Genomic DNA, 22974 nt, shown 5'->3' with positions numbered 1-22974 from the left:
TAGGAGGTTTTAAAACGAAAGAACATGAAAATTAACACCGCCGAATTTATTGTCAGCAATTCTGATGCATCAAAATGTCCAAAGGATTTTTTGCCAGAATATGCTTTTATAGGAAGATCAAACGTAGGTAAGTCATCTTTGATTAATATGCTTACCAACAATAAAAACTTAGCCAAAACATCTGGAAAACCAGGAAAAACACAATTAATAAATCATTTCAAAATCAACAACAATTGGTTTTTGGTCGATTTGCCTGGTTATGGTTACGCTAAAGTTTCTAAGAAAACAAAATCAGTTTTTCAGCAATTCATTACTGATTATTTTGAAAACAGAGAACAACTGGTTTGTGCTTTTGTTTTAATCGACATTCGCCACGAAGCTCAAAAAATAGATATCGAATTTATGTCTTATATGGGCGAAAGCGAAATTCCGTTCTGCATTATTTTTACTAAGGCAGATAAAATTAGCAAAACAAAAATAGATTCGCATATTGCAGCTTACAAAAAACAGATGTTTGCCAACAACTGGGCCGAAATGCCTCAATATTTTGTAACCTCATCTACAGAATCTACCGGAAAAGAAGAACTATTATCTTATATAGATGAAGTGAATCAAGAAGTTTTTAAAAACAACTCGGAGTTTTAAAATTTAAATTCCAATTTTTTGAAATTCCAAATTCCAAACTTACGAACTCACAATATTAAAATCCCAAATTCCAATTGTAATCCTGGAATTTGGGATTTTTATTTTTGAAAGTAAAAACTTAAAAATAAATTGTTTTTCATAGTCTGAAAACTATCTTTTAAACTACATTTGACACAACCAAAAATAGTTTATGAAGAACCCAAAACCATTCTTTTTTATTTTCTTGACCCTGATCCTGACCTCTTGCAAAACACCAACTTATATGTTTACATCTAGACCAAGATCCGGTGTTAATTTTACCTCAGGAAGATGGTTGATGAATGAATTAGATTGTCCAAAAAAATCCAAAGACAAATTAACAGAAGAATCTTTAGCGTTTTTTAAAAAGAATTTGAGAGACCGTTTGTTTTATATAAATGATGTTAACGGATTACTAATCAGCCGAAAGATTCATTTAAATCCCAATAAAACCAAACTAAAAGAATTAAAAGATGGAACTGGTTTTGATTTTTTCGTCAATATCTCAACGACAAAACGCAAAAGCGATTTCTCTTACATTGAGCTCTATCAATCCGATGACGAAGTAGGAAAAAACGAAGCTGCCGTACTTGTTGAAATTTACGATCTAAATTCTCAAGAAATCATCTATTCTCAAAATGTGGTCGGCATTTCTCAAAAAACAAAAACCGAACCGATGTGGTCTACCGAAAAATCAAACAAGTTTATTGACAATGTAGAGTTTTATAAAACATCAGATAAATTAATGAAAGGAGCTTTAAAAAAGATATTCAAAGACCTAGACAAAAGATCTATCAAATAAAAAGAAACAACAATCCCGAATCCCAATTGCAAACTTGGAATTTGGGATTTTTTTATTGGAATTTTTTCTTTGCTGTTCTTCTAAAGTTTAAAGCTTTCCATTCTTTATAAATCAAAAATTGATAGAGGATATAAAAGAGCGAATTGAAAAACCAGAAATCAAGCACAAACGGTTCTGTAAAAATTACCGATTCGGTATTTCCTGATAGAAAAATACCCGCACTACTTGTTAGGTAGATAATTAACCCATTACAGAAATAGAAATAATTATGCTTGTGGTTTTTTAAATTTGAAACAATAAAATAAACCGCATAACACAACAATGGAATAGATGTTAGAGCTATTTCTACTAAATTAAACTCCCAATAAAGCGAAGGCTTGTTATAATATTGATATCCTAAAAAAGCAGCACCGAAACGAATAGCATTATCATAACCTGCTTTAATTTCTGGTTTGAAAAACTTTTATAGAAAAAGAGATTAAGTGTGATAAACTGGAAATTAAAATAATAGTGTGAAAGGAAGAAATTAGAATTCGGATAAAGGAATCCGATGATATTGCAAAGCAATTCTACACAAAATAGCAGAACCAAATAAGTGGTTATAATACGATACAATATATCTCTGTTTTTGCACGTCATGTAAAACCGTATCGCATTGGCAAGTAAAAAAAACAATCCGACAAGGCTTACAAGGAAAGGAAATAGCATACAATTTGGTTTACTCAGACAATTTACAATAAAAAGCAAAAAATCCCAAACCCAATCTTTGAAATTGGAATTTGGGATTTTTTTATATTGGAATTTCTATTACTTTGTAAGCTCTAGTTTTTCTGCAAAGTAGTCACAGAAATCTTTCATTGTGTCAGACATTTTTTCGTCGTCTGTTGCACGTTTAAAAGTATCGGCCATCGCAACTAAAGTCTGGTGGAAGAAAATCTTCATTTCATCTACCGGCATATCTTTTGTCCACAAATCAATACGCATGGTTTCTTTTACCTTACTATCCCAAATAGACAGCATGATTGCTTTTGCTTCTTCAGCTTGAACTCCACCATCTTGCGCACTCCATGTTAATTTTTCAGGAACGCGGTTTTCGTCCAATTCTATATTAAATTTAATCTCTGAGTTTATATTTGCCATTATTTCTTAGGTTTATATTTTGATTTTTCGAAGATTTCTTTTGGCTCAAGTTTGAATAATTCAGCCAAAGTAACATCACTATTATTTTTCATGTAAGAACGTACCATCTGCCAGCCAATCCAAGCTCCCACTCGTCCTGGAGAATCGTTATCTATTTCTAAAAAGAATTTAGAAAAAGGTGCTGGAGCTATAAATCGTGCTCTCAGCTTTGGATCTTCACTGTAAAGCATTTCATTTTCTATGAAATAACGCCACATATAGGCTTCGTTTTCTTCACACCATTTTATCTGCTCTGGAGTATATCCCATTTTTTCTGCATCTGTATATTCAGGAATCAGCAAATCTTTTGCATAAAGCTGTTTCCCTTCAAAAACCATTTGAGCAACCAAACTCTTATCTATAGAATTTGGAATATTTCGATACGAAAAACTAGACACTACGTCTGGCATAATTTGTCTTTCTTCAAAGTTCTCTTTTAAGTAATTTGGAAACTCATAAAACTTATGATTTTTTCCTAAATACAATTCTAAAGCTACCACTACAAGACTATCTGCATAAATAGATTTTGCATTATAATCCATTTCTCCAATTACCGTAATTACCTTTGGAATTTTAGTTTTAGGAAAATAGTATTTTACATGCTGAAAAAGTTCATTAAACTCTTTGCGAACCGGCTCAAAATTGCTGTACTTTTTCTGAACTTCTGTATAAACTTCTCTCCAGATTGGATCGTTCATTTTCTGAACCCAAACGTTATCATCATTACCAGGAAAGAAAAACGGATATTGTTTTTTTACTTTCGCAAGATCTTGCGGTTTGGTTTCAAAAAACACCTTATCAAATCGTTCTACTTTAATATCAACAGGAATTTCTTCTACTTCTTTTTCAACCTTACTTTTTTGATTGCAAGACAAAAAAAACAGGCATAGAACCACTGCAAAGCGATATATTTTCATTTTATTTTAATTAGATTTGTGTTATCAGAATTTTAAATAGTTGCATACTCAAAATAATTCTGCAAATATACATCCCTGCATCTTAAAACTTAAACTATTATGGCTAAAAAAAGCACAATTCAGACAGAAAAAGTAAATACGCACATTGTAGAGTGGTTAAAAAATTACGCTGCTAATGCAAAAGTAAATGGTTTTGTAATTGGAATCTCAGGAGGTGTAGATTCTGCAGTAACTTCTACTTTATGCGCACAGACAGGACTGAATGTTTTATGTGTCGAAATGCCTATTCATCAGGCAGAAAGTCAAGTTTCGAGAGGAAGAGAGCATATTGAACAGCTCAAAAAACGCTTCCCTAATATTTCTGACGTTAAGACCGATTTGACCCAAACTTTTGAATCTTTTAAAAGCGCAGTGCCTTCAACTGAAGATGCAGCAAAAGTTAATTTAGCTTTAGCAAACACACGTGCCCGCATTAGAATGACTTCTTTGTATTATTTAGCAGGAATTCATGGTTTACTTGTAGCCGGAACAGGAAACAAAGTGGAAGATTTTGGCGTAGGTTTTTACACCAAATACGGAGATGGCGGCGTAGATTTGAGTCCGATTGCTGATTTAATGAAATCTGATGTTTACGCTTTAGGAGAATTTTTGCAAATTCCACAATCTATTTTAACAGCCGCACCTACCGATGGATTATTTGGAGACAATCGTACAGATGAGGATCAATTAGGCGCAAGTTATGACGAATTAGAATGGGCGATGCTAGCCGCGGAGTCAGGAAAAACGGCATCTGACTTCGAGGGGAGAGAAAAATCTGTCTTTGAAATCTATAAACGATTAAACACCAGCAACAAGCATAAAATGGATCCAATTCCTGTTTGTTTAATCCCAAAAACGTTAAAATAATACATTTTAACATTCTCTGCGAGTTATTACAGAATTTATTTATTAATTTTACCATTCCAAAAACATGAACAATTCTAAAAAAGGTAAAAATTATGATTAAAGTATGTCTAGCAGACAATCATCCTGTGACGCACTTTGGCGTTAAGTCTTATTTTAAAGACCACGATCAAATTTCAATTGTTGCCAACGTAGGCAATTTTTCAATGGTTAGAGATATTCTTCAAACGAAGGAGATCGACATTTTAATTCTAGATTTAGAGTTAGAAGGTCTTTCAAGCATCTTTGAAATTAAATCTATCTTAAAAAATTTCCCAAAAACAAAAATTGTTATTTTCAGTGATCTTGCTGAGCAAATGTACGCTCCAAACGCAATTAAAGCAGGAGTTTCTGGGTATGTACACAAAACAGAAAAACTTGAAACATTAGGTCATTCTATTATTAAAGTACACGAAGGAAAAATTATCATCAACGAAACAGTACGTAAAAACATGGCACTTATTGCGAAACAAAGCAAAAGTGAGCGTCTGTACAGAAAACTTTCTAACCGCGAAATTGAGGTTTTACGTTATTTAAGCGATGGTAAGAAAAACAATGAAATCTCTAAAATCTTAAATCTGAACGAAAAAACAATCAGTACTTACAAACTGAGATTATTGACAAAATTAAACGTTACTAATCTTGTTGACTTAGTGAACAAAGCTAAGACTTTAGAAATTATTTAATCAAGTCGAAAATCTTAGCCTTTTAAGAGAATCGAAAATTATAAAACTCTATCTATTTTGAATTATCAAATTAGATAGAGTTTTTTCTTTTAGTGATAAGGCACTACTACTCGCCCTAATTTTTTCGAAAAGTTATTCAGCAATTTAGAATAATCGATCACCATACTCAAAACTTCCGAATTATCTTCCTGCGGATCGGTTAAAAGAGAATTCTTTAATTCTGCAATAATTCCAGACACCAAATACCATCTCATAGAAAATATCGTATCTGAAACATTCTGCTCAATGGTTTCACTTTTATGTTTTGGGTAAATATTCTGCCCTTCCCAATTATGAATGGTTAATCGTTCATCTTCCATCAAAATATTGGTTACTTCCTGAGCAAAATCAGGTTCTAAATGCATCAAATATTTATCTAAACTAAATGTTTCATTCTGATTATAAAAATCAATGATGTTCGTGTAAATATTCTGAAACAAAATATTGGACAACTGCACCTCATCTTCTTGAAGACTTAGATATATTTTTTCGAATACCTTATATTGTCTTTTTTCTGAAACTTCTTTTACATTTCCTTCTTCATCTGCCCTCAAAAAAACATCTTCAAAATTTTCTACTACACTTCCGTACAATAGCAAAATCTCAATGACTTTTCTTTCGAAACCATATAAAATATCTACTTTTTGATTTTGTTCTTGCGGAAAATATCCTGGATCTCCCGGATAATCGTAACCTTCGGGCGGGCCAGTTCTTGGATCTTCTGGGTCTCCTCCTGAAAATGAACCTGCTTGTGGAGGCTGATTTCTGACTACCTCAAAAGGCCTTTGTTCTTGTTTCTGCTTTTTATTAGCGTCTGCTATATCTTTCTGAATCAGCTGCGCCAAAGTACTCGTCAAGACCTGCTCCGAAATATCCATGATTCGAGCACATTCCTGAATATAAACTTCACGCTGAATACGGTCTGGAATTTTAGAAATACTCGTAACCATATCGCGAATCAGATCTGCCTTTTTTATTGGGTCATTCTTGGCTTCGCCCATTAAAATCGAAGCCTTAAATTGTATAAAATCTTTACTGTTGTTTTCTAGATAAGCGACTAAATCGTCATGAGAATTTTTACGCGCAAAACTGTCCGGATCTTCTCCCTGAGGAAAAGAACAAACACGAACATTCATACCTTCTTCCAAAATCAAATCAATTCCTCGAATGGCCGCTCGTAAACCAGCCGCATCTCCATCAAAAAGAACGGTGATATTTCGCGTCAGACGATTGATCAAACGAATCTGATCTGGTGTTAAAGCTGTTCCAGATGAAGCCACAACATTTTCTATTCCTGCTTGGCTAAACTGAATCACATCGGTATAACCTTCAACCAAGTAACAGTTATTTTGTTTGGCGATAGATTGTTTTGCATGATAAATTCCATAAAGGACTTTACTTTTATGGTAAATATCACTTTCAGGCGAATTGAGGTATTTTGCCGCTTTTTTATCATTCGTTAAAATACGCCCTCCAAAACCTAAAACACGACCCGACATACTTTGAATCGGAAACATTACACGACCTTTAAATCGGTCAAATGGTCGATCTTCTCTCGGAATTGTCAAACCTGTACTTTCTAGAAACTCTAATTTATATCCTTTCCCTAAGGCTTCTTTCGTCAAAGCATCCCAAGTTTCTGGAGAATAACCTAAATTGAATTTTTTAATGGTTTCATTCGTAAATCCTCTTTCTTTAAAATACGATAAACCAATTGCTTTTCCTTCTTCAGAATTAACCAAAACATCCTGAAAATACTTAGCAGCAAATTCAGAAACCAAATACATACTTTCACGAAGATCTGTATTGGCTTTTTCTGCTTCAGTCTGCTCCGTTTCTTCAATTTCGATATTGTATTTTTTAGCTAAATAGCGAATGGCTTCCGGATAAGTAAATTGTGAATGTTCCATTAAAAATTTAACAGAGTTTCCGCCTTTTCCGGTACTAAAATCTTTCCAGATTCCTTTTGCCGGAGAAACCATGAACGAAGGAGAGCGCTCGTCTGAGAACGGACTCAGCCCTTTAAAATTACTTCCTGCACGCTTCAAATTCACAAAATCGCCAATAACCTCCTCTACTCGAGCAGTTTCAAAAACAGAATCAATGGTGGTTTGTGAAATCAAAGTGTATTAAATTTTAGAAGTTGAGAGCTTGCAAAAATACGTAAATCTTGTTGGAATTTTAATCATTTTTACATCAAAAAAAGCATCTCTGTTGAGATGCTTTTTTCATTAACTAAACGACCAATACTTTTAGTTTAAATCTACGCGAAGTCCTAACGATATGTTATTCTCTTTTACTAGATTATTTTGAAATAATGGATTTAAATCATACTTACAATACAAACTTAATTCTCTATATCCGATATAGGAGCTCAAACCATAAATGAAATTATTTACATTGTAATCGCCTTTTATTGTGGTTTTATATTTTAAATCTTCTTCTTCAAATTTTAATATCTGTTTTGATTTTACGTTGATTCCTGCATAACCTCCAATACCAAAACGGAAACTTTTATGAGTTTTAAAATACGTTTTCCCGTCACGTTCTATTGGTCTCGTAAAATCAAATTCTAAATGCACTGGCGCTACCAAATACACATTTCTGAAACGAGATTCGGTCAAATGCACTTGGTTTTCTACTAGATTGGTCTGTTCTCCATCTACGACAAAACTTCTGTTATTTGTTGGACGTATATTATTGTACATTAACGAAAGTCCATATTTTGCATGAAGCAGATTGTCATTTTTCATTAATCTTGAATTATAGGTTAAACCCCATTCGTAAAAATGCGATCCCATAAATTTATAATTTGAATCCTGAAGCTTTCCATCTGCCAGCATATTATTTAAACCCATCGCAAATACAAATTGAGACGTAGTTCTTTTTTCGCTACGAATGGAATCTTTATGATGGCTATATGACTTCCAGCGAATCATGTAGATTTTTGCAGAATCTTCTTTTATTTTCCCATCTACTTTTTTCTGAACTAAATCGTTTAGTTCATTTTGAGCCAGGGTAATTTTTTCCTCCATAATTACAGCTCTTGCCTCTGCCAATTCTTTTTTACGTTTTTCAGCCTGTTCCTGAGTAATTTTTCCTTCAGATAACTGAACGTTTACTGCTTCAACTTCTTCTTTTAAAGCTTCCTTTTCTTCTTTGGTAATTTTTTCGATTTTATTGGCAATTGCTTTTGCTTTTGCTTCAAAGGTTTCCTGGCCTACTACTTTACTTACTACTAAAAAGAAGAAAAGTATAAGGTAAATGGTAAAATTTCTCATGATTGATTGGTTTTTAAATGATTGATTGATGATGATTAATTGTTAATATAAATTGTAAATGGTTGATTCTTTTATTCCATCTCCAGCGGATTAAAACTCTGCGCTACAATACGGATCGTTCCTTCGGGAATACAATCTATTTTCTTTATTCTATGCTATTAATTCTCACTCTTGTTGATTTCTATTAGACAAAGCTACTTTTACTTCCTGAAGGTTTTTGTTTACTTTAGTAATTACTTTTTCTCTAAATGAAAGCTCTAATTCGCCGTCGACTTGATTCAATAAATCGTTGGCATTGATTTTTACTTTTGCTTTTTTAACGCCACTTTCTGCCAGAACTTTATTTTCTGCTGTTTGCAATAATTGATCAACATTTTCTTTTTTAGGATTCTCTGGAATTACGGTTTGATTGTTTGTTGATTGTTTTTCTTGATTGTTTTTGATGATTGAAGACTCCGCTATTTGATTTGATTTATTTTGAGTGTTTTTATTTGAAATTTGCTCCGAAGCTTCGGAATTGCTTTTTTTGTTTTTGTTTCTTGTTTTTTCCGAAGTTTTTTCGGCAATTGCAGTTTCTGTTTTTACTGAATCAACAGTTTTTAAAACAGGTTCTGTTACCGATTCTTTTTCGGCTTCAGTTTCTTTTTCAACAACTACCGTTTCTGGTGTTTTAACTGCATTTTTATTTTGATTGAAAAACAGCGTTCCAACCAATAAAAACCCGATGAAACTTGCTGCGATATAGAGCCATTTACTTTTTGATTTTTTTGAATTAAGCTTAACTGGTTCTTTTTCTTCTGCCACAGCCAGCATTGCATCCAATCGATCCCAGGCTTTGTTGCTTGGCTCAATTTCGCGTTGATTTAGTTTTTCACGGAAATCCTTTTCAAAATTATTCGGTTCCATTATCTTGTTTTTTTAAAATAGTAATTTGTGTTTGCAGCATTTTTCTAGCGTGCGATAATTGCGATTTTGATGTTCCTTCATTAATTCCTAACATCTTGGCAATTTCATTGTGTTTGTAACCTTCAATTGCATATAAATTGAAAACCATTTTATAGCCGTCAGGCAAAGCATCAATTAAATACTGAATTTGTTCTACGGTAAATTGACTGTCGATTTCATTGAAGCTTTCTTCTACAAAAAATTCATCTTCGGCAAATTTTACCTTTTTCTGAACTCTTAAATACGAAATGCATTCGTTAACCATTATTCGGCGGATCCAGCCTTCAAAACTTCCTTTGTGTTCAAACTTGCTTAAATTGGCAAACACCTTCATGAAAGCCGTTATCATTACATCTTCTGCCAATTGTATGTCTTTTATGTATTGACGACACACGCTTAACATTTTCGAAGAAAACTTAGTATAAATCTGCTGCTGTGCCTGACGATTGTTCTCGGCAGCCAGCTTTATGATTTTGGTTTCTTCCTGATGTAACTGGATAATTTTCATTAATAAGCTTTTCGGTTTTGGTTTTAGAAACAGACTTCTATTAGCATAGACGATTGTCGATTTGAAATGGTTGCACGGGAGTAAAAAAAAAATCAAATTTTTAAATTCCAAATTCCAACATATAACAATACATAACTGATTTACAACAAAGTAAACCAATTATCTAATTGACAAATTTTCTGATTATCTAATTTCAAAAGATTATTTCTTTCTCTCAATAACGTAGTTGACCATCAAAGTCAAAGCGTCTTTGTACTCAGAATCTTCGAAGTTTTGAAGTAATGCAAGTGCTTCTTGCTGAAATTCGACCATTTTATTTTCGGCGTAAGCCAAACCATTATTATCTTTTACAAAAGCAATAACTTCTTTTACGCGTTTTTTGTCTTTGTTGTGGTTTTTGATGGAGTTTATCAGCCACTTTTTTTCTTGCGGAGTACAAGTATTTAAAACGTGAATTAAGGGCAAAGTCATTTTTTGCTCTTTGATATCTATTCCTGTTGGTTTTCCGATAGCTTCTTCGCTGTAATCAAATAAATCGTCTTTGATTTGAAATGCCATTCCGATCAATTCACCGAATTTGCGCATGTTTTCTACCTGAGAATCGTCTTCGATTACGGCTTTCGCACCAAGCGCACAACACGCCGCAATAAGCGTTGCGGTTTTCTTTCTGATGATTTCGTAGTAAACGTCTTCAGTAATATCAAGTCTTCTTGCTTTTTCGATTTGAAGCAATTCTCCTTCGCTCATTTCACGAACAGCTACAGAAATAATTCTCAATAAATCGAAATCGCCATTATCTATAGAAAGCAATAAACCTTTAGACAATAAATAATCTCCAACCAAAACGGCAATTTTGTTTTTCCAAAGTGCATTAATTGAGAAAAATCCGCGACGGCGATTACTATCATCTACAACATCATCGTGTACCAAAGTTGCCGTGTGAATAAGCTCAATTACCGAAGCTCCGCGATAGGTTCTTTCGTTTACAGTACCTCCAGAAACCATTTTTGCAGTAAGAAAAACAAACATCGGACGCATTTGTTTCCCTTTGCGGTTTACGATATAATAAGTGATTCGATTTAGCAACGCAACCTTAGAAGTCATCGATTCATGGAACTTTTTCTCGAAAAGTTCCATCTCGGTAAAAATAGGCTGCTTTATTTGAGACGTAATATTCATTTAGATTCCAAATATACTATTTTAAATAAAAATACGTTGTTTATTTTAGGTTAGGATTTAAATATTTTATGTTTTAACCTGAAAAAAAACGCCAAAAATAGCTCTAACTAATACTGATTTGAATTCATTAAGTTAAAAAAAGAACCTAAAACCATTTTTTTTATGAAAACAAAACTTTTATTAATTAGTACTTTTATTACTATGTCTTTTTTCATCAGCTGTAATTCTGATGAAAAAACAAATGACGGATTGGGAGCTGCGATTACCAACGAGGAGATTGTAACCAATGCTAAAATCGATGCTTCTGTTGAGGATGTTACGGATATTGCTGAAGATCAGTTTAGCTCTCAATTGAATGTAAATGCCAAACCAAACGAACCTATAAAAAAATATCTTCCTAGCTGTGCTACAATCACTACCGTTTTAACCAATAATACTTGGACAAAAACAGTAGATTTTGGCGTGGAAGGCTGCACTCTTAATAACGGAAATACAGTAAAAGGTAAAATGGTTGTTTCTTTTTCAAACGATTTTACTTCTTCTACACAAACCATTAGCTACACTTTTGATGGATTTTATCATAATGGTAAAAAAATTCAAGGAAGCAAAAGTATTGTGAGAACTATTAAAGAGACCAATTTATTGGTGACAGCACATCCTGTTTCTATAGCTTCTATAGATTTAACCATTACTTTTGATGATGGAAAAGTGTATACTAGAAAAGGAACGCTAACAAAAGAAATGACTTCTGGCTATGATACATGGTTTGATTGGGATGATAATGTGTTTGTAGTTACCGGAAGCGGCTCTACAACTTTCCCGAACGGAGATACTTTTTCGGCAGAAATTACAACTCCTCTAGAGTTTAATGCGTCTTGCAGAAAATCTATTGCTGTAAAAGGAATCGCTTCTATAACTAAAAACGGCGCTATAGCAACTATTGATTATGGTAGCGGAGAATGCGATACGCTTGTAAAAGTAACAAAAGACGGCGTTACTGAAGAAGTAGATATGAAAAAATAAGCATCCTTTTTGTCCAAGAAAAAAGCATTAAAAACGAGAAATAATTCTTGTTTTTAATGCTTTTTAATTAACCAATCAAATGTCCCGATGGGACATATTCATCATTGTCAATATTTTTTTCTACCGACCAGATACTCTTACGGAGTATTTTTTTATGCTTCTTTATTGGCTAGTTGTCCGCAGGCTGCGTCGATATCTTTACCTCGGCTTCTTCTCACTTTTACCACTACTCCAATATTTTCTAACGCTTTTATGTAAGCCATAATCGATTCTTCTGAAGCTTGCTGGAATTCGCCATCATCAATTGGATTGTATTCAATCAAATTGACTTTACAAGGCACATATTTACAGAATTTAACCAAAGCATCAACCGAAGCTTTATCATCGTTAATTCCTTTCCAAACTACATATTCGTAAGAAATTTTGCTTTTGGTTTTTCTATACCAATATTCTAATGCTTCTCGTAAATCTTTTAAAGGGAAGTTTTTACTGAAAGGCATAATGCGAGCACGAGTTTCATCTATAGCGGAGTGCAAAGAAACTGCCAGCTTAAACTTCACATCATCATCGGCCATTTTTTTGATCATCTTCGGAATTCCTGAAGTCGAAACCATAATTCGTTTTGGAGACATTCCTAACCCTTCTTCTGAAGTAATCATGTCTATTGCTTTAATGACATTATTATAATTCATTAAAGGTTCTCCCATTCCCATGAAAACAATATTAGAAAGCGGATGATTGTAATACAAACGGCTCTCTCTATCAATAGCTAGAACTTGATCGTAAATTTCGCCAGGTTCTAGATTTCGCATTCTTTTTAATCGTGCTGTTGCACAGAAATTACAATCTAAACTACAACCCACTTGACTAGAAACACAAGCAGTAGTTCTAGTTTCTGTAGGAATTAAAACAGACTCTACTACAAGTCCGTCATGAAGCCTAACAGCATTTTTTACTGTTCCATCACTACTTCTTTGCATTGTATCAACCTTAATATGATTGATGACAAAGCTATTTTCAAGCATAGACCTTGTAGCTTTGGCTACATTTGTCATGTCTTCAAAACTGTGGGCTCCTTTGCTCCATAGCCATTCGTAAACCTGATTTCCGCGGAAAGCTTTATCTCCATTTTCAACAAAAAAATCGCGAAGCTGTTCTTTTGATAAGGCTCGTATGTCTTTTTTCTCCATTTGCATGCTGCAAAGTTAGTTTATTTCCAGTATTTTCTAAAACTTAAAGCACTTTCCCGCTTTTTTTATTGATTTCTTTCCAAAAAAATTGGGCTGAAAAAACAGTACGAGATGTTTTCGATCCAAACACACAATAAACTAATAGGCAATTACTTACATCTTGTTTTATTTCCTTTAAAGATAAAATCTGAGTGTTAATAGGCCATTCCCTCCTTTACTATAACAATTTAATAAAACTTTAGCCATGATTTTTATCATTTCGTTTTCTTCGCGCGCGCGATAATTTTGGTCTAAGAAATAAGGATAGTTTTTGATTCTGCATCCACTAACTGAATTTTAAAACATCCTCATTTAAATGATTAACCTATACTTTATCAACATGAAAACAATTCAATCATTTTTACTGACCGTAATTTTTACAACAATAGCATTACAGGCAAATGCTCAAAAAAATTATAGTGTAGCTGCAAACTCAACCTTTGAAGTAGCAGGAACCTCTACAGTACACGACTGGGTAATGAAATCTACAGAAGGAACTGGAATGGCTAACTTAATAGTTAAGGATTCTAAACTTGCTACAATAAATAGTCTAAGAATTTCAATATTGGCCGAAAGCTTAAAAAGCTATAAAGCGAGTATGGACAAAGTAGCTTACGAAGCTTTGGATACCGAAACACACAAGAATATTGAATACGTTTTAAAATCTGCTGAAAAGATAGATGATAACACTTGGAACTTAACAGGAGTTTACACGATTGCAGGAGTAAGCAAAGAATACAAAACCCAAGTAAAAGTAACCACTAGTAAAGGAAATATTATTCTGCAGGGTTCTAACCAAATTACTTTTGGAGATTTTGAAATGACACCTCCTAAAGCAGCTCTTGGAGTTGTTAAAGCTGGAAAAGATTTAACTGTAATCTTTAATATTATTTTAAGCTAACTCAAATCGACTTAATGTTAAAAATTGTCTCTCTTTTAAGATTTTCAATTTTTAGCAAAATGTTAAAAAATGACAATTTAATAAAAATCAATACTCTTTTTTGCCTTAGTAATCGATTATGCAGAAAATGAAAACGTTGTAGTTATTAAATACCTATTTAATAAAATTTTAACAATGATTTTTATCATGTACCAAGCTGGTTTATAAGTAGATCTTTGATACAAGTTAAAACAAACAATAAACACTTAGAGATAGAATTGGCCGAGTTTATCTATTTTTTTTAATCAAAATCCATAATTAAAATGAAAACCCATAAAATGAAATTATTCGCCCTTGTTATTGCAATTTTCGGAATCACCTCATTTGCGACAGCACAAAAATCATATGCCTTAGATAGTAAATCAACTTTTTCTGTAGCTGGTACATCTACACTTCACGACTGGGAGATGAAATCGGCGTCTGGAACTGGAACAGCAACTCTAAACATTGCTAGCGGAAAGCTAACTGACATAGACGCTCTAACCGTTACTCTATTGGCAGAAAGCGTAAAAAGTGAGAAAAAAAGCATGGATAAAGTGGCTTACGAAACGCTAAAAACAGATAAAAACAAGCAAATAAAATATGTTTTAAAGTCTGCTGAAAAAGTAAACGAAACTACTTGGGAACTCACTGGTACTTACACCATTGCTGGAGTTAGCAAAGTTTACAAAACTTCTGTAAAAACGACTGTTACTGCAAATGGATTAAATCTTCAGGGAAGCAACAAAATTACTTTTGCAGACTTCGGAATGAAATCGCCAACAGCAATGCTTGGAACAATCAAAACAGGACAAGACCTGACTATAAAATTTAATTTAAACTTTAATTTATAACCGCCATGAAGAAGATTTATATCCTATTTATTACAGTAATAAGTACGTTCGCTGTAAATGCACAAGTAAGCTTTGGGAATATGCAAAACCAAATATCTAGAGGGAAAGACGGTATCAACGTTTTTGACGTACAAAAAGACAATAGAGAATTTAAAGGCCTTAGCATTGACCTTGGCGGTGCTTTCAACATGGATTTCCAAGCCACAAATTCATTCAACAACCAACCTGCTAGTTCTACGACTACGACCACTACAGCTACTGGGACTACTACTAGAACAATTACGGGATATCGTTTAATGAATACTGAAAACAATTTTACTCTTCCAGCAGCTGATATGTATATTGGTGCACAATTGTTTGACGGAGTACGAGTAAATTTAGATGTTTATTTAGCTTCAAGACACCACAATGACTCTTATGTAAAAGGTGGATACTTACAAATTGACAAGTTAGACTTCATCAAAAAAGACTTCTTGGCCGATGTAATGAAATATGCTACCATTAAAATTGGACAGATGGAGAACAATTTTGGTGATGCTCACTTTAGAGGTTCTGATAATGGTAATACCATTAGAAATGCATTTGTTGGAAACAACATCATGTATTCTTTCACTACAGAAATGGGTATGGAAGTTTATTACAACCGAAGTGGATTGGTAAGCATGTTAGGTGTTACAAATGGTAATTTAAATCAAAGTAATGAAGAAGTTTTTTATACTAATGGTTCAGAACACCAATACAACACATAGCCCTTCAATCTTAGCTAAATTAGGTTATGACAAACAGCTTAATGAAGACTTAAGAGTAAGATTAACTGGTTCTCTTTACCATAATGCAAATCTTGGTAACGCAAACATATATTCTGCTAATAGATCAGGATTTGGTTATTGGGGTATATTGAATAATAACGCTTATAAAAATACGATTACTAAGACCGATGCTAATGGTACTGTTATTTCTACAACTACTACTGATGTTCCTACTAGTTTCAGCAAAACATCTACACCAGAGGCAACGTTCAACCCTAATTTCAAAAACTGGGCTACTACATACATGATTAACCCTTTTGTGAAATATAAAGGACTTGAATTCTTTGGAACAATCGAATTAGCTTCAGGAGGAGATAAAGCGGGTACTGACGACAAACGTACTGCTAATCAATATGCTTCAGAGCTTATTTACAGATTTGGAGGAACTGAACAATTCTATATCGGAGGAAAATACAATACCGTATCTGGAAAACTATCTAATGCTGATGCTAAAAAGGTTACCGTAGATAAATTTGAAGCAAGTGCTGGTTGGTTTATGACGAAAAACATTTTGGCCAAATTAAACTACGTGAATCAAAAATATAAAGATTATTCACAATTTGTAGGAGATCCTGCTACTGGAAATGTAAACAACTTTTATGGCGGTAAGTTTGAAGGTATAGTATTCGAAGCAACCATTGCGTTCTAATATAAAAAAAATGAAAACGAGATTTCAAATATTAATAATGGGTTTAGCAATGTTCTTTTTACTAGGAAGTGCTAAACCCACTTTTTTCGCAGAAGATAGCGCTGTGGCAATTAATAAAATTAAAATAGAAATCACAGGACTATCTACAGTCGGTAAATATAATTGCTCCAATACCTTTGCTATAAAGGATACTGTTTATGTAAACTCAGTTAAAAAAAACACCTTTAATACCGACATCAAAATGTCAAACTTTGATTGTGGCAATAAGGTAATGACCAAAGATTTGCAAGGAACAGTAAAAGTCAAACAATTCCCAAACAGCACAGTTTCTATAAGCGACATAAAGCCAATGGGAAAGAATTACAAATGCAGACTCAACTTCTTCATAACCGACAAAACACTCAAATACAAAGATTTTATACTATATAATACTGATGATAAAATTCAAGGAACGCTTAGTTTAAAGTTCTCTGATATTGAGTTGGAACCACCAGTAAAAATGGCCGGCTTGATTAAAGTGAAAGACGACATTGTTATTAATTTCAGTTTATATAAAAACTAAATTTTATTGTAGAAAAAAAATTGAACACCAAGCTAAAAAAAGTCAAAATTTGGCACAAGAATTGTTTTGCTCTCAAAAGAAAAATAATCTTACAAAGAGCTCAATCATTTTAAAATTTGTAATTTTATTTTCAGCCATTTAACCTTTAAGTTTTATCAACCTAAAAAAATGTAATTATGAAAAAACAAATTTTAAGTTTAGCTGTTATTGCCTTATTAGCATTTGCTGTTCAGTCATGTGAAAAAAAAGAAAACAAACCTGCCGAAGATGAATTAACGCTAGGCAACAAAGTTGATTCTCTTACAACAGATATCGAAGAAGTAAAAGACAGTGCGGTAAGCAAAGCAGAAGGCGCTGCTGCTAAAGCAAAAGATGCTACAGAAACTGCTGCTCAAGATGTAAAAGACGCTACTAAAAAAGCGGCAAACGATGTTGAAAATGCAGCTAAAAAAACGGCAACTGATGTAAAAGATGCTACTAAAAAAGGAGCTGAAAAAGTTGAAAATGCGGCTAAAGCAGCCAAAGACGGAACTGTAAAAACAGCCAAAGACGTAAACGAAGCTTTGAAAAAATAAAGCCTTTTTAAATCTTAAAATAAACCATTCGCAAAACGAATGGTTTTTTTATGCCCAATCGCAAGCAGATATTTTTGTATTTTTGCCTTCAAATTACAAGATACTACACCATGCATTTTATATCACAAGAATTAGAAGATTATATCGAACAGCATTCTGAAAATGAACCAGAATTGTTAGCCAAACTTAATAAAGAAACGTATCAGAAAATACTTTTGCCTAGAATGCTCAGCGGTCATTTTCAAGGACGTGTTTTAAGCATGTTGTCAAAATTGATTCGTCCGGTTAATATTTTGGAAATAGGAACTTATACAGGCTATGCTGCTTTGTGCTTATGCGAAGGAATGCAGGAAAATGGTCAATTACATACCATCGATATCAAAGAAGAATTAATCGATTTTCAGCGAAAATATTTTGATATGTCTCCTTGGGGAGAACAGATTTTTCAGCATTTAGGAGAAGCAGTAAACATTATTCCAGATTTAGACTTAAAATTTGATTTGGTTTTTATTGATGCTGATAAAGAAAACTACTTGAACTACTGGGAAATGATTGTTCCAAAAATGAACAAAGGCGGTATCATTTTATCTGATAATGTTTTGTGGAGCGGAAAAATCCTAGAGCCAGTCCACCCAAATGATGTTAGCACAAAAGTGCTTTTAGAATACAATCAGCTTTTAAAAGACGATCCAAGAGTAGAAACGGTTTTATTGCCAATTCGTGATGGGTTGACGGTTTCGAGAGTATTGTGATTTTTTAAGATGCTAAGATGCTGAGATGCTGAGATTCTAAGTTTTTTTTGCTAAGACTCTAAGTTTTTATACTGAATGAATATATTATTGAGTTTCCTCTAGAACTGGAGGAACATAATTTAAGGTGAAGGGCTTCCTCTAGCTAAGACTGGAGGCAATTCAACAACTATTAAAAATGAATTATAACACAGAAATAAGCGCTGAAGGTTTTTCAATCATAAATAATGTTTTTACAGAAAATGAAATTCAGAATCTAATTTCACTGATTGAAAACAAAACTGCAGATAATCAAGAAAATACGACTTTTAGAAAGTCTCAAGATTTATTTGCGATTAGACAATTTCATAAAGAAATACCTGAAACGCTTCCCTTCATTTTTAATGAAAAACTGCAGGATATTATCGAATCTACTTTTGGCGAAGGCTTTTTTATAACAAAATCTATCTACTTTGATAAACCGGAAAAATCAAATTGGTTTGTGGCTTATCATCAGGATTTAACGATTTCTGTTGACCAAAAAATTGAAGCGGAAAATTTTGAAAATTGGACAGTAAAACAAAATCAATTTGCGGTTCAGCCACCTACAGAAATATTAGAAAATAATTTTACAATCAGAATTCATATTGACAAAACCACTAAAGAGAATGGTGCTTTAAAAGTGATTAATAACTCTCATTCAAAAGGAATTTTGAGAATTGAGAATCTAGATTTTGAAACTGAAAAAGAAACAATTTGTGAAGTCGAAAAAGGGGGGATTATGATTATGAAACCTTTATTATTTCACGCATCAAACAAAACCACAAACAACGAACGCAGAAGAGTCATTCATATTGAATTTAGCAAACAGCAACTTCCAAATGGTTTGGAATGGAGCGAAAAAACAATCATTAACTAAGGTTCTGAGACACTAAGATTCTAAGTTGCTAAGATTCTGAGATTCTAAGTTTTACACTACTCACTTGTCTCCTGCTTTCGCTGGAGGTATATAATTTAACTACCTAAGGCTTTAGACAAATATTATGAAGTATTTGGCTAAAGCCTTTTTATTTGCCCATAAAAAAACCTCCAGCTAAAGCTGGAGGCAATTTAATATATATCTTTAAAACCTTAGAATCTTAGTATCTCAGAACCTTAACACCTTTAAAAAGAACTATCCTGGAAAATACTGTGGTTTTAATTTTCTATAAACTAAATAAAGTAAAAATCCGAAAAGTGCACCAAAGAAATATCCGGTAAGGATATCACCTGGAAAATGCAATCCTAAATAAATTCGGCTGTAAGCAAAAACTAAAGGCCAAAAAAATATGAATCCGAAATATTTGAAATAGCGTTTTAAAATCAAAAATAAGAAAGTTGCAACCGCCATAGTATTGGCAGCATGTCCAGAGAAAAAGCTATATGATTTTCTAACCTGAACAACTCTAATAATTGTATTTACTTCTGGATCATTGCATGGTCGTAAACGCTGAAAAGTGTGTTTGAATAAATTGCAGGTCTGATCTGTAAAAGCAATTAGAACAGCTATAAAAAGCAACAAATACAGGGTTTGTTTTCCTCCTATTTTTTTATAAATAAGATAGAATAGTAATAGAAAAAATGGCGTCCAATACAATTGATTGGTAATAATAAGCCATAATTTGTCGTATGTTTCAGAACCTAATCCGTTAAGATAGATTAAAAGATCTTTATCTAATTCCTGTATTTTTTCAAGCATTACATTTGGCGTTTAATAGGTCCAGAAAGAGTATCAATATCTTCTTTTACTTTTTCGATTTCAGCTGTAGTGTCTCCTAAAAGGTTTCCAGTATCTCCAAGCAAATTAGATTTTGCATTATCAATTTCTGCGTTGATATTTCCAGTAATATCATTCAAAGATTTCGCATCAAGACCATTAGCCTCTGCTCCTTTTTGAATTTCACTTTTAATATCATTAGTTGCATTTTTTAACTGAGCCATAGCCTTTCCCATTGTACGTGCAATTTCAGGCACTTTATCAGAACCAAAAAGCATTAGCACTATAAACAGTATGAAAACTAATTCTCCTCCTCCTATACCAAACATAACTTTTATTTTTGTTGTCGCAAAGATATTAAACTTTTCAGGTTAGAGTTTTAAAATTAACTTAAAAAGTCCTTGAAAATACATTTAGTTAAAATAAAAAAGCTCATCAAGCTTTTATAAACCTGATGAGCATTTTATTAATTTCTATTTTATTTAGTCAAATTTTGACTTTGTTTCTACTTTTGGCCAAGAGTTATTGGTCACATCAATATCTGCTGTTAGCAATTGTGGATCAATTTGAATGCTCTTAATTGCTTTTGTAGTAGCATATACTTTTTTAGCTGTCTCGTTACTTTTTCTCCAGATTTGTGCTGGATATTTGTAATTGTCTTTAGAACCATCTTCGTAAGTAATCTCAACTAAGATAGGCATAATCATTCCGCCTGGCTTGTTAAATTCTACTTCATAGAAGTATTTAGGAGATTTAATAGAAGCTTTTTCTTCAGCAGTAAAAGTCTGATCTACGTAATCTGCCAAAGACTTGAAATCTTGCACTTTTAAAGCTTTTTTCTTAGAATCGTTTACTTCTGCATTATCTCCAGATACTAAGTAAACAAAAGGTCCTTTTTCGAATCCAAAACGTCCTTTTCTAACTTTTACATCTTTAATATCTGTAGTTGGAGTATCTGAAACGTAATATTGTTTTACGTCTTTAATTCCGATATCTACGAAATCTGTTGAGTAGAACCATCCTCTCCAGAACCAATCCAAATCTACTGCCGAAGCATCTTCCATTGTTCTAAAGAAATCTTCTGGTGTTGGATGTTTAAACTTCCATCTGTTTGCATACGTTCTGAATGCGTGATCAAACAATTCTCTTCCCATAACTACTTCTCTCAAAATATTAAGACCTGTAGCTGGTTTTCCGTAAGCGTTATTTCCAAATTGGTGAATAGTCTCAGAGTTTGACATAATTGGCTCTAAAAACTTTTGGTCACCGCTCATGTAAGGAACGATATTTTTTGCTGGTTCCCTTCTTGAAGGGAAATTTGGATCTAATTCCTGCTCTGCCAGATATTCTAAAAATGAATTCAAACCTTCATCCATCCAAGTCCATTGGCGCTCATCTGAGTTTACAATCATCGGGAAGAAAGTGTGTCCAACTTCGTGAATAATAACACCAATCATTCCGTTTTTAACTTCTCTACTTGTCACTCCATTTTCATCTGGACGACCATAATTCCAACAAATCATTGGATATTCCATTCCTTGATCTTCTGCCGAAACAGAAACTGCTTTTGGATAAGGATAATCAAAAGTATGAGAAGAATAGCTTTTTAAAGTATGTGCCACAACCATTGTAGAAGTTTCTCCCCACAACGGGTTTGCTTCTTTTGGATAAACAGATTCTGCCATAACTGTTCTATTTCCAATTTTCACAGCCATTGCATCGTAAATGAATTTTCTAGAAGAAGCAATTCCGAAATCACGAACATTTTTTGCACTGAATTTCCAAGTTTTTTTCTTTTCAGAAAAACCTTTTTCAGCTGCTTCTGCTTCTGCCTGTGTTACAATAACAACAGGTTTGTCAAATGATTTTTGTGCTTGCTCGTATCGCTTAACTTGTTCAGCAGTAAAGACTTCACTTCTGTTCATTAATTCACCAGTTGCATCGATCACGTGATCTGCAGGAACTGTAATATTCACATCAAAGTTTCCGAAAGGAAGAGCAAACTCTCCGCTTCCCCAGAACTGCATGTTCTGCCACCCTTCAACATCGTTGTAAACTGCCATTCTTGGATAGAATTGTGCGATTACATATAATTTATTTCCGTCTTTCTCGAATAATTCGTATCCTGAACGACCGCCTTCTTTTCTATAGTTATTGATATTGTACCACCATTTTATTGAGAAAGAAATTTTTTCTCCTGGTTTTAATGGCGAAGTCAAATTAATACGCATCATTGTTTCGTTGATCGTATAAGACAATGCGCTTCCTTTAGCATCTTTAACTTGTTCAATATTAAAACCGCGCTCTAAATCTTTTTTTAAATATTTAGAAGAAAAACCATCCAATGGAAGAACCTGACTTATTTTGTCACTTTCTGCCAATGAGGTTTGCGTATTTGCTTTTGCTTGATTTTGATCTAACTGCACCCATAAATATTCCAAACTATCTGGCGAATTATTTGTATAGGTAATAGTTTCAGATCCGCTTAATTTTGAATTTTTATCATCCAATTCAACATCAATTTTGTAATCTGCTTGCTGTTGGTAATAAGCAGGCCCTGGAGCTCCAGAAGCAGTACGAAACATATTTGGTGTTGCCAGCAAATCGTACATTTGGCTAAACTTGTTCGTGTCGTACTTTCCCTGTTGTTTGGTTGGTGTGGTTGTTGCTTTATCCTGCGCTACTAACATTGCAGGAAAAAGTAATAATAATGAAAGTTTTTTCATAAA

The 22974-nt window shown here is 33.3% G+C and carries 24 protein-coding genes; 13 read left to right on the top strand and 11 right to left on the bottom strand.

Translation table 11 applies throughout. From position 1 onward, the window contains the following. Nucleotides 1-24: 24 nt before the first annotated feature. Together yihA and ACPWTF_RS17125 are read left to right on the top strand one after the other, a co-directional pair. Complete coding sequence (gene yihA / locus ACPWTF_RS17130) at nucleotides 25-645, top strand: ribosome biogenesis GTP-binding protein YihA/YsxC (RefSeq protein WP_095928581.1); 621 nt, start codon at nucleotides 25-27, stop codon at nucleotides 643-645. Between the two features lie 190 nt (nucleotides 646-835). Then, complete coding sequence (locus ACPWTF_RS17125; RefSeq protein WP_427872270.1) at nucleotides 836-1465, top strand: hypothetical protein; 630 nt, start codon at nucleotides 836-838, stop codon at nucleotides 1463-1465. 807 nt (nucleotides 1466-2272) lie between these two features. On the opposite strand, the gene gldC is transcribed toward ACPWTF_RS17125, so the two are convergent. Both gldC and gldB read right to left on the bottom strand, forming a co-directional pair. Further along, nucleotides 2273-2605, bottom strand: a complete 333-nt coding sequence (gene gldC, locus ACPWTF_RS17120) for a gliding motility protein GldC (RefSeq protein ID WP_172426852.1) — start codon at nucleotides 2603-2605, stop codon at nucleotides 2273-2275. Beyond that, the gene (gene gldB / locus ACPWTF_RS17115; RefSeq protein ID WP_427872269.1) at nucleotides 2605-3561 is read right to left on the bottom strand and encodes a gliding motility lipoprotein GldB; all 957 of its coding nucleotides are present in this window, start codon (nucleotides 3559-3561) and stop codon (nucleotides 2605-2607) included. The genes gldC and gldB overlap by 1 nt, the downstream gene beginning before the upstream one ends. Before the next feature lie 99 nt (nucleotides 3562-3660). On the opposite strand from gldB, the gene nadE reads away from it, so the two are divergent. Then, a complete protein-coding gene (gene nadE, locus ACPWTF_RS17110) occupies nucleotides 3661-4467 on the top strand; it encodes an NAD(+) synthase (protein WP_427872268.1) in 807 nt (268 codons plus the stop codon). A 92-nt stretch (nucleotides 4468-4559) separates the two neighbouring features. Next, nucleotides 4560-5189 (top strand): response regulator transcription factor, encoded by a 630-nt coding sequence (locus ACPWTF_RS17105; RefSeq protein ID WP_008467169.1) that lies wholly within the window; start codon nucleotides 4560-4562, stop codon nucleotides 5187-5189. A gap of 89 nt (nucleotides 5190-5278) precedes the next feature. Here ACPWTF_RS17105 and dnaG read toward each other — a convergent pair whose 3' ends face one another. The 5 genes from dnaG to ACPWTF_RS17080 form a co-directional block, all read right to left on the bottom strand. Continuing rightward, nucleotides 5279-7351: a DNA primase gene (gene dnaG, locus ACPWTF_RS17100; protein WP_250834015.1), complete on the bottom strand. Its 2073-nt coding sequence runs from the start codon at nucleotides 7349-7351 to the stop codon at nucleotides 5279-5281. 129 nt (nucleotides 7352-7480) lie between these two features. Next, on the bottom strand, nucleotides 7481-8509 hold the full coding sequence (locus ACPWTF_RS17095; protein ID WP_427872267.1) for a hypothetical protein: 1029 nt from the start codon (nucleotides 8507-8509) through the stop codon (nucleotides 7481-7483). 165 nt (nucleotides 8510-8674) lie between these two features. Next, nucleotides 8675-9415 carry a hypothetical protein gene (locus tag ACPWTF_RS17090; protein ID WP_427872266.1) on the bottom strand — a complete coding sequence of 247 codons (741 nt, stop codon included), beginning with the start codon at nucleotides 9413-9415 and terminating at the stop codon, nucleotides 8675-8677. Further along, complete coding sequence (locus ACPWTF_RS17085) at nucleotides 9402-9962, bottom strand: RNA polymerase sigma factor (protein WP_427872265.1); 561 nt, start codon at nucleotides 9960-9962, stop codon at nucleotides 9402-9404. The genes ACPWTF_RS17090 and ACPWTF_RS17085 overlap by 14 nt, the downstream gene beginning before the upstream one ends. A 201-nt stretch (nucleotides 9963-10163) precedes the next feature. Beyond that, entirely contained in the window at nucleotides 10164-11141 is a 978-nt protein-coding gene (locus ACPWTF_RS17080; protein WP_427872264.1) for a polyprenyl synthetase family protein, read from the bottom strand. Between the two features lie 162 nt (nucleotides 11142-11303). On the opposite strand from ACPWTF_RS17080, the gene ACPWTF_RS17075 reads away from it, so the two are divergent. After that, nucleotides 11304-12164, top strand: coding sequence for a hypothetical protein (locus tag ACPWTF_RS17075; protein ID WP_427872263.1), 861 nt, complete (start codon nucleotides 11304-11306; stop codon nucleotides 12162-12164). A gap of 152 nt (nucleotides 12165-12316) precedes the next feature. Here ACPWTF_RS17075 and rlmN read toward each other — a convergent pair whose 3' ends face one another. Then, nucleotides 12317-13360 (bottom strand): 23S rRNA (adenine(2503)-C(2))-methyltransferase RlmN, encoded by a 1044-nt coding sequence (rlmN, locus tag ACPWTF_RS17070; RefSeq protein ID WP_095928570.1) that lies wholly within the window; start codon nucleotides 13358-13360, stop codon nucleotides 12317-12319. A 373-nt stretch (nucleotides 13361-13733) separates the two neighbouring features. Here rlmN and ACPWTF_RS17065 point away from each other — a divergent pair, with 373 nt between their 5' ends. The 8 genes from ACPWTF_RS17065 (at nucleotide 13734) to ACPWTF_RS17030 (ending at nucleotide 19408) form a co-directional block, all read left to right on the top strand. Then, complete coding sequence (locus ACPWTF_RS17065) at nucleotides 13734-14294, top strand: YceI family protein (RefSeq protein WP_095928569.1); 561 nt, start codon at nucleotides 13734-13736, stop codon at nucleotides 14292-14294. A gap of 317 nt (nucleotides 14295-14611) precedes the next feature. Next, nucleotides 14612-15166, top strand: coding sequence for a YceI family protein (locus ACPWTF_RS17060; protein ID WP_427872262.1), 555 nt, complete (start codon nucleotides 14612-14614; stop codon nucleotides 15164-15166). Nucleotides 15167-15171: 5 nt separating this feature from the next. Then, the gene (locus ACPWTF_RS17055) at nucleotides 15172-15915 is read left to right on the top strand and encodes a hypothetical protein (RefSeq protein ID WP_427872261.1); all 744 of its coding nucleotides are present in this window, start codon (nucleotides 15172-15174) and stop codon (nucleotides 15913-15915) included. After that, entirely contained in the window at nucleotides 15866-16624 is a 759-nt protein-coding gene (locus ACPWTF_RS17050) for a hypothetical protein (protein WP_427872260.1), read from the top strand. The genes ACPWTF_RS17055 and ACPWTF_RS17050 overlap by 50 nt, the downstream gene beginning before the upstream one ends. Nucleotides 16625-16634: 10 nt before the next feature. Next, nucleotides 16635-17186 carry a hypothetical protein gene (locus ACPWTF_RS17045; RefSeq protein ID WP_250834023.1) on the top strand — a complete coding sequence of 184 codons (552 nt, stop codon included), beginning with the start codon at nucleotides 16635-16637 and terminating at the stop codon, nucleotides 17184-17186. 176 nt (nucleotides 17187-17362) lie between these two features. Continuing rightward, nucleotides 17363-17761: a hypothetical protein gene (locus ACPWTF_RS17040; RefSeq protein WP_250834024.1), complete on the top strand. Its 399-nt coding sequence runs from the start codon at nucleotides 17363-17365 to the stop codon at nucleotides 17759-17761. 110 nt (nucleotides 17762-17871) lie between these two features. Next, nucleotides 17872-18513, top strand: coding sequence for an O-methyltransferase (locus tag ACPWTF_RS17035; protein ID WP_095928565.1), 642 nt, complete (start codon nucleotides 17872-17874; stop codon nucleotides 18511-18513). A 175-nt stretch (nucleotides 18514-18688) separates the two neighbouring features. Then, a complete protein-coding gene (locus ACPWTF_RS17030; RefSeq protein ID WP_427872259.1) occupies nucleotides 18689-19408 on the top strand; it encodes a phytanoyl-CoA dioxygenase family protein in 720 nt (239 codons plus the stop codon). 255 nt (nucleotides 19409-19663) lie between these two features. Here the strand turns inward: ACPWTF_RS17030 and ACPWTF_RS17025 are convergent, their stop codons facing one another. The 3 genes from ACPWTF_RS17025 to ACPWTF_RS17015 form a co-directional block, all read right to left on the bottom strand. After that, nucleotides 19664-20227 (bottom strand): phosphatase PAP2 family protein, encoded by a 564-nt coding sequence (locus ACPWTF_RS17025; RefSeq protein WP_250834026.1) that lies wholly within the window; start codon nucleotides 20225-20227, stop codon nucleotides 19664-19666. After that, nucleotides 20227-20574 carry a Sec-independent protein translocase subunit TatA/TatB gene (locus ACPWTF_RS17020; protein WP_095928562.1) on the bottom strand — a complete coding sequence of 116 codons (348 nt, stop codon included), beginning with the start codon at nucleotides 20572-20574 and terminating at the stop codon, nucleotides 20227-20229. The genes ACPWTF_RS17025 and ACPWTF_RS17020 overlap by 1 nt, the downstream gene beginning before the upstream one ends. Nucleotides 20575-20727: 153 nt before the next feature. Continuing rightward, nucleotides 20728-22971, bottom strand: coding sequence for a M1 family metallopeptidase (locus ACPWTF_RS17015; protein ID WP_427872258.1), 2244 nt, complete (start codon nucleotides 22969-22971; stop codon nucleotides 20728-20730). Nucleotides 22972-22974 lie beyond the last annotated feature (3 nt).

It is taken from the genome of Flavobacterium sp. MMS24-S5 (assembly GCF_050320125.1).
In the GTDB taxonomy this organism is placed as follows: Bacteria; Bacteroidota; Bacteroidia; order Flavobacteriales; family Flavobacteriaceae; genus Flavobacterium; species Flavobacterium tyrosinilyticum.
Note: the sequence above shows the minus strand (reverse complement) of the source record. Positions and strands in the feature narration are given on the sequence as shown.

Excerpts from the sequence above, each read along its gene's own strand:
- rlmN (WP_095928570.1), bottom strand. The coding sequence starts at position 13,360 with ATGCAAATGGAGAAAAAAGACATACGAGCCTTATCAAAAGAACAGCTT.
- ACPWTF_RS17105 (WP_008467169.1), top strand. The coding sequence starts at position 4,560 with ATGATTAAAGTATGTCTAGCAGACAATCATCCTGTGACGCACTTTGGC.
- ACPWTF_RS17125 (WP_427872270.1), top strand. The coding sequence starts at position 836 with ATGAAGAACCCAAAACCATTCTTTTTTATTTTCTTGACCCTGATCCTG.
- yihA (WP_095928581.1), top strand. The coding sequence starts at position 25 with ATGAAAATTAACACCGCCGAATTTATTGTCAGCAATTCTGATGCATCA.
- ACPWTF_RS17025 (WP_250834026.1), bottom strand. The coding sequence starts at position 20,227 with ATGCTTGAAAAAATACAGGAATTAGATAAAGATCTTTTAATCTATCTT.
- ACPWTF_RS17055 (WP_427872261.1), top strand. The coding sequence starts at position 15,172 with ATGAAGAAGATTTATATCCTATTTATTACAGTAATAAGTACGTTCGCT.
- ACPWTF_RS17050 (WP_427872260.1), top strand. The coding sequence starts at position 15,866 with ATGAAGAAGTTTTTTATACTAATGGTTCAGAACACCAATACAACACAT.
- ACPWTF_RS17075 (WP_427872263.1), top strand. The coding sequence starts at position 11,304 with ATGAAAACAAAACTTTTATTAATTAGTACTTTTATTACTATGTCTTTT.
- ACPWTF_RS17045 (WP_250834023.1), top strand. The coding sequence starts at position 16,635 with ATGAAAACGAGATTTCAAATATTAATAATGGGTTTAGCAATGTTCTTT.
- ACPWTF_RS17060 (WP_427872262.1), top strand. The coding sequence starts at position 14,612 with ATGAAATTATTCGCCCTTGTTATTGCAATTTTCGGAATCACCTCATTT.
- ACPWTF_RS17080 (WP_427872264.1), bottom strand. The coding sequence starts at position 11,141 with ATGAATATTACGTCTCAAATAAAGCAGCCTATTTTTACCGAGATGGAA.
- ACPWTF_RS17030 (WP_427872259.1), top strand. The coding sequence starts at position 18,689 with ATGAATTATAACACAGAAATAAGCGCTGAAGGTTTTTCAATCATAAAT.
- ACPWTF_RS17085 (WP_427872265.1), bottom strand. The coding sequence starts at position 9,962 with ATGAAAATTATCCAGTTACATCAGGAAGAAACCAAAATCATAAAGCTG.
- ACPWTF_RS17020 (WP_095928562.1), bottom strand. The coding sequence starts at position 20,574 with ATGTTTGGTATAGGAGGAGGAGAATTAGTTTTCATACTGTTTATAGTG.
- ACPWTF_RS17090 (WP_427872266.1), bottom strand. The coding sequence starts at position 9,415 with ATGGAACCGAATAATTTTGAAAAGGATTTCCGTGAAAAACTAAATCAA.
- ACPWTF_RS17035 (WP_095928565.1), top strand. The coding sequence starts at position 17,872 with ATGCATTTTATATCACAAGAATTAGAAGATTATATCGAACAGCATTCT.
- ACPWTF_RS17065 (WP_095928569.1), top strand. The coding sequence starts at position 13,734 with ATGAAAACAATTCAATCATTTTTACTGACCGTAATTTTTACAACAATA.
- ACPWTF_RS17040 (WP_250834024.1), top strand. The coding sequence starts at position 17,363 with ATGAAAAAACAAATTTTAAGTTTAGCTGTTATTGCCTTATTAGCATTT.
- gldC (WP_172426852.1), bottom strand. The coding sequence starts at position 2,605 with ATGGCAAATATAAACTCAGAGATTAAATTTAATATAGAATTGGACGAA.
- gldB (WP_427872269.1), bottom strand. The coding sequence starts at position 3,561 with ATGAAAATATATCGCTTTGCAGTGGTTCTATGCCTGTTTTTTTTGTCT.
- nadE (WP_427872268.1), top strand. The coding sequence starts at position 3,661 with ATGGCTAAAAAAAGCACAATTCAGACAGAAAAAGTAAATACGCACATT.
- ACPWTF_RS17095 (WP_427872267.1), bottom strand. The coding sequence starts at position 8,509 with ATGAGAAATTTTACCATTTACCTTATACTTTTCTTCTTTTTAGTAGTA.
- ACPWTF_RS17015 (WP_427872258.1), bottom strand. The coding sequence starts at position 22,971 with ATGAAAAAACTTTCATTATTATTACTTTTTCCTGCAATGTTAGTAGCG.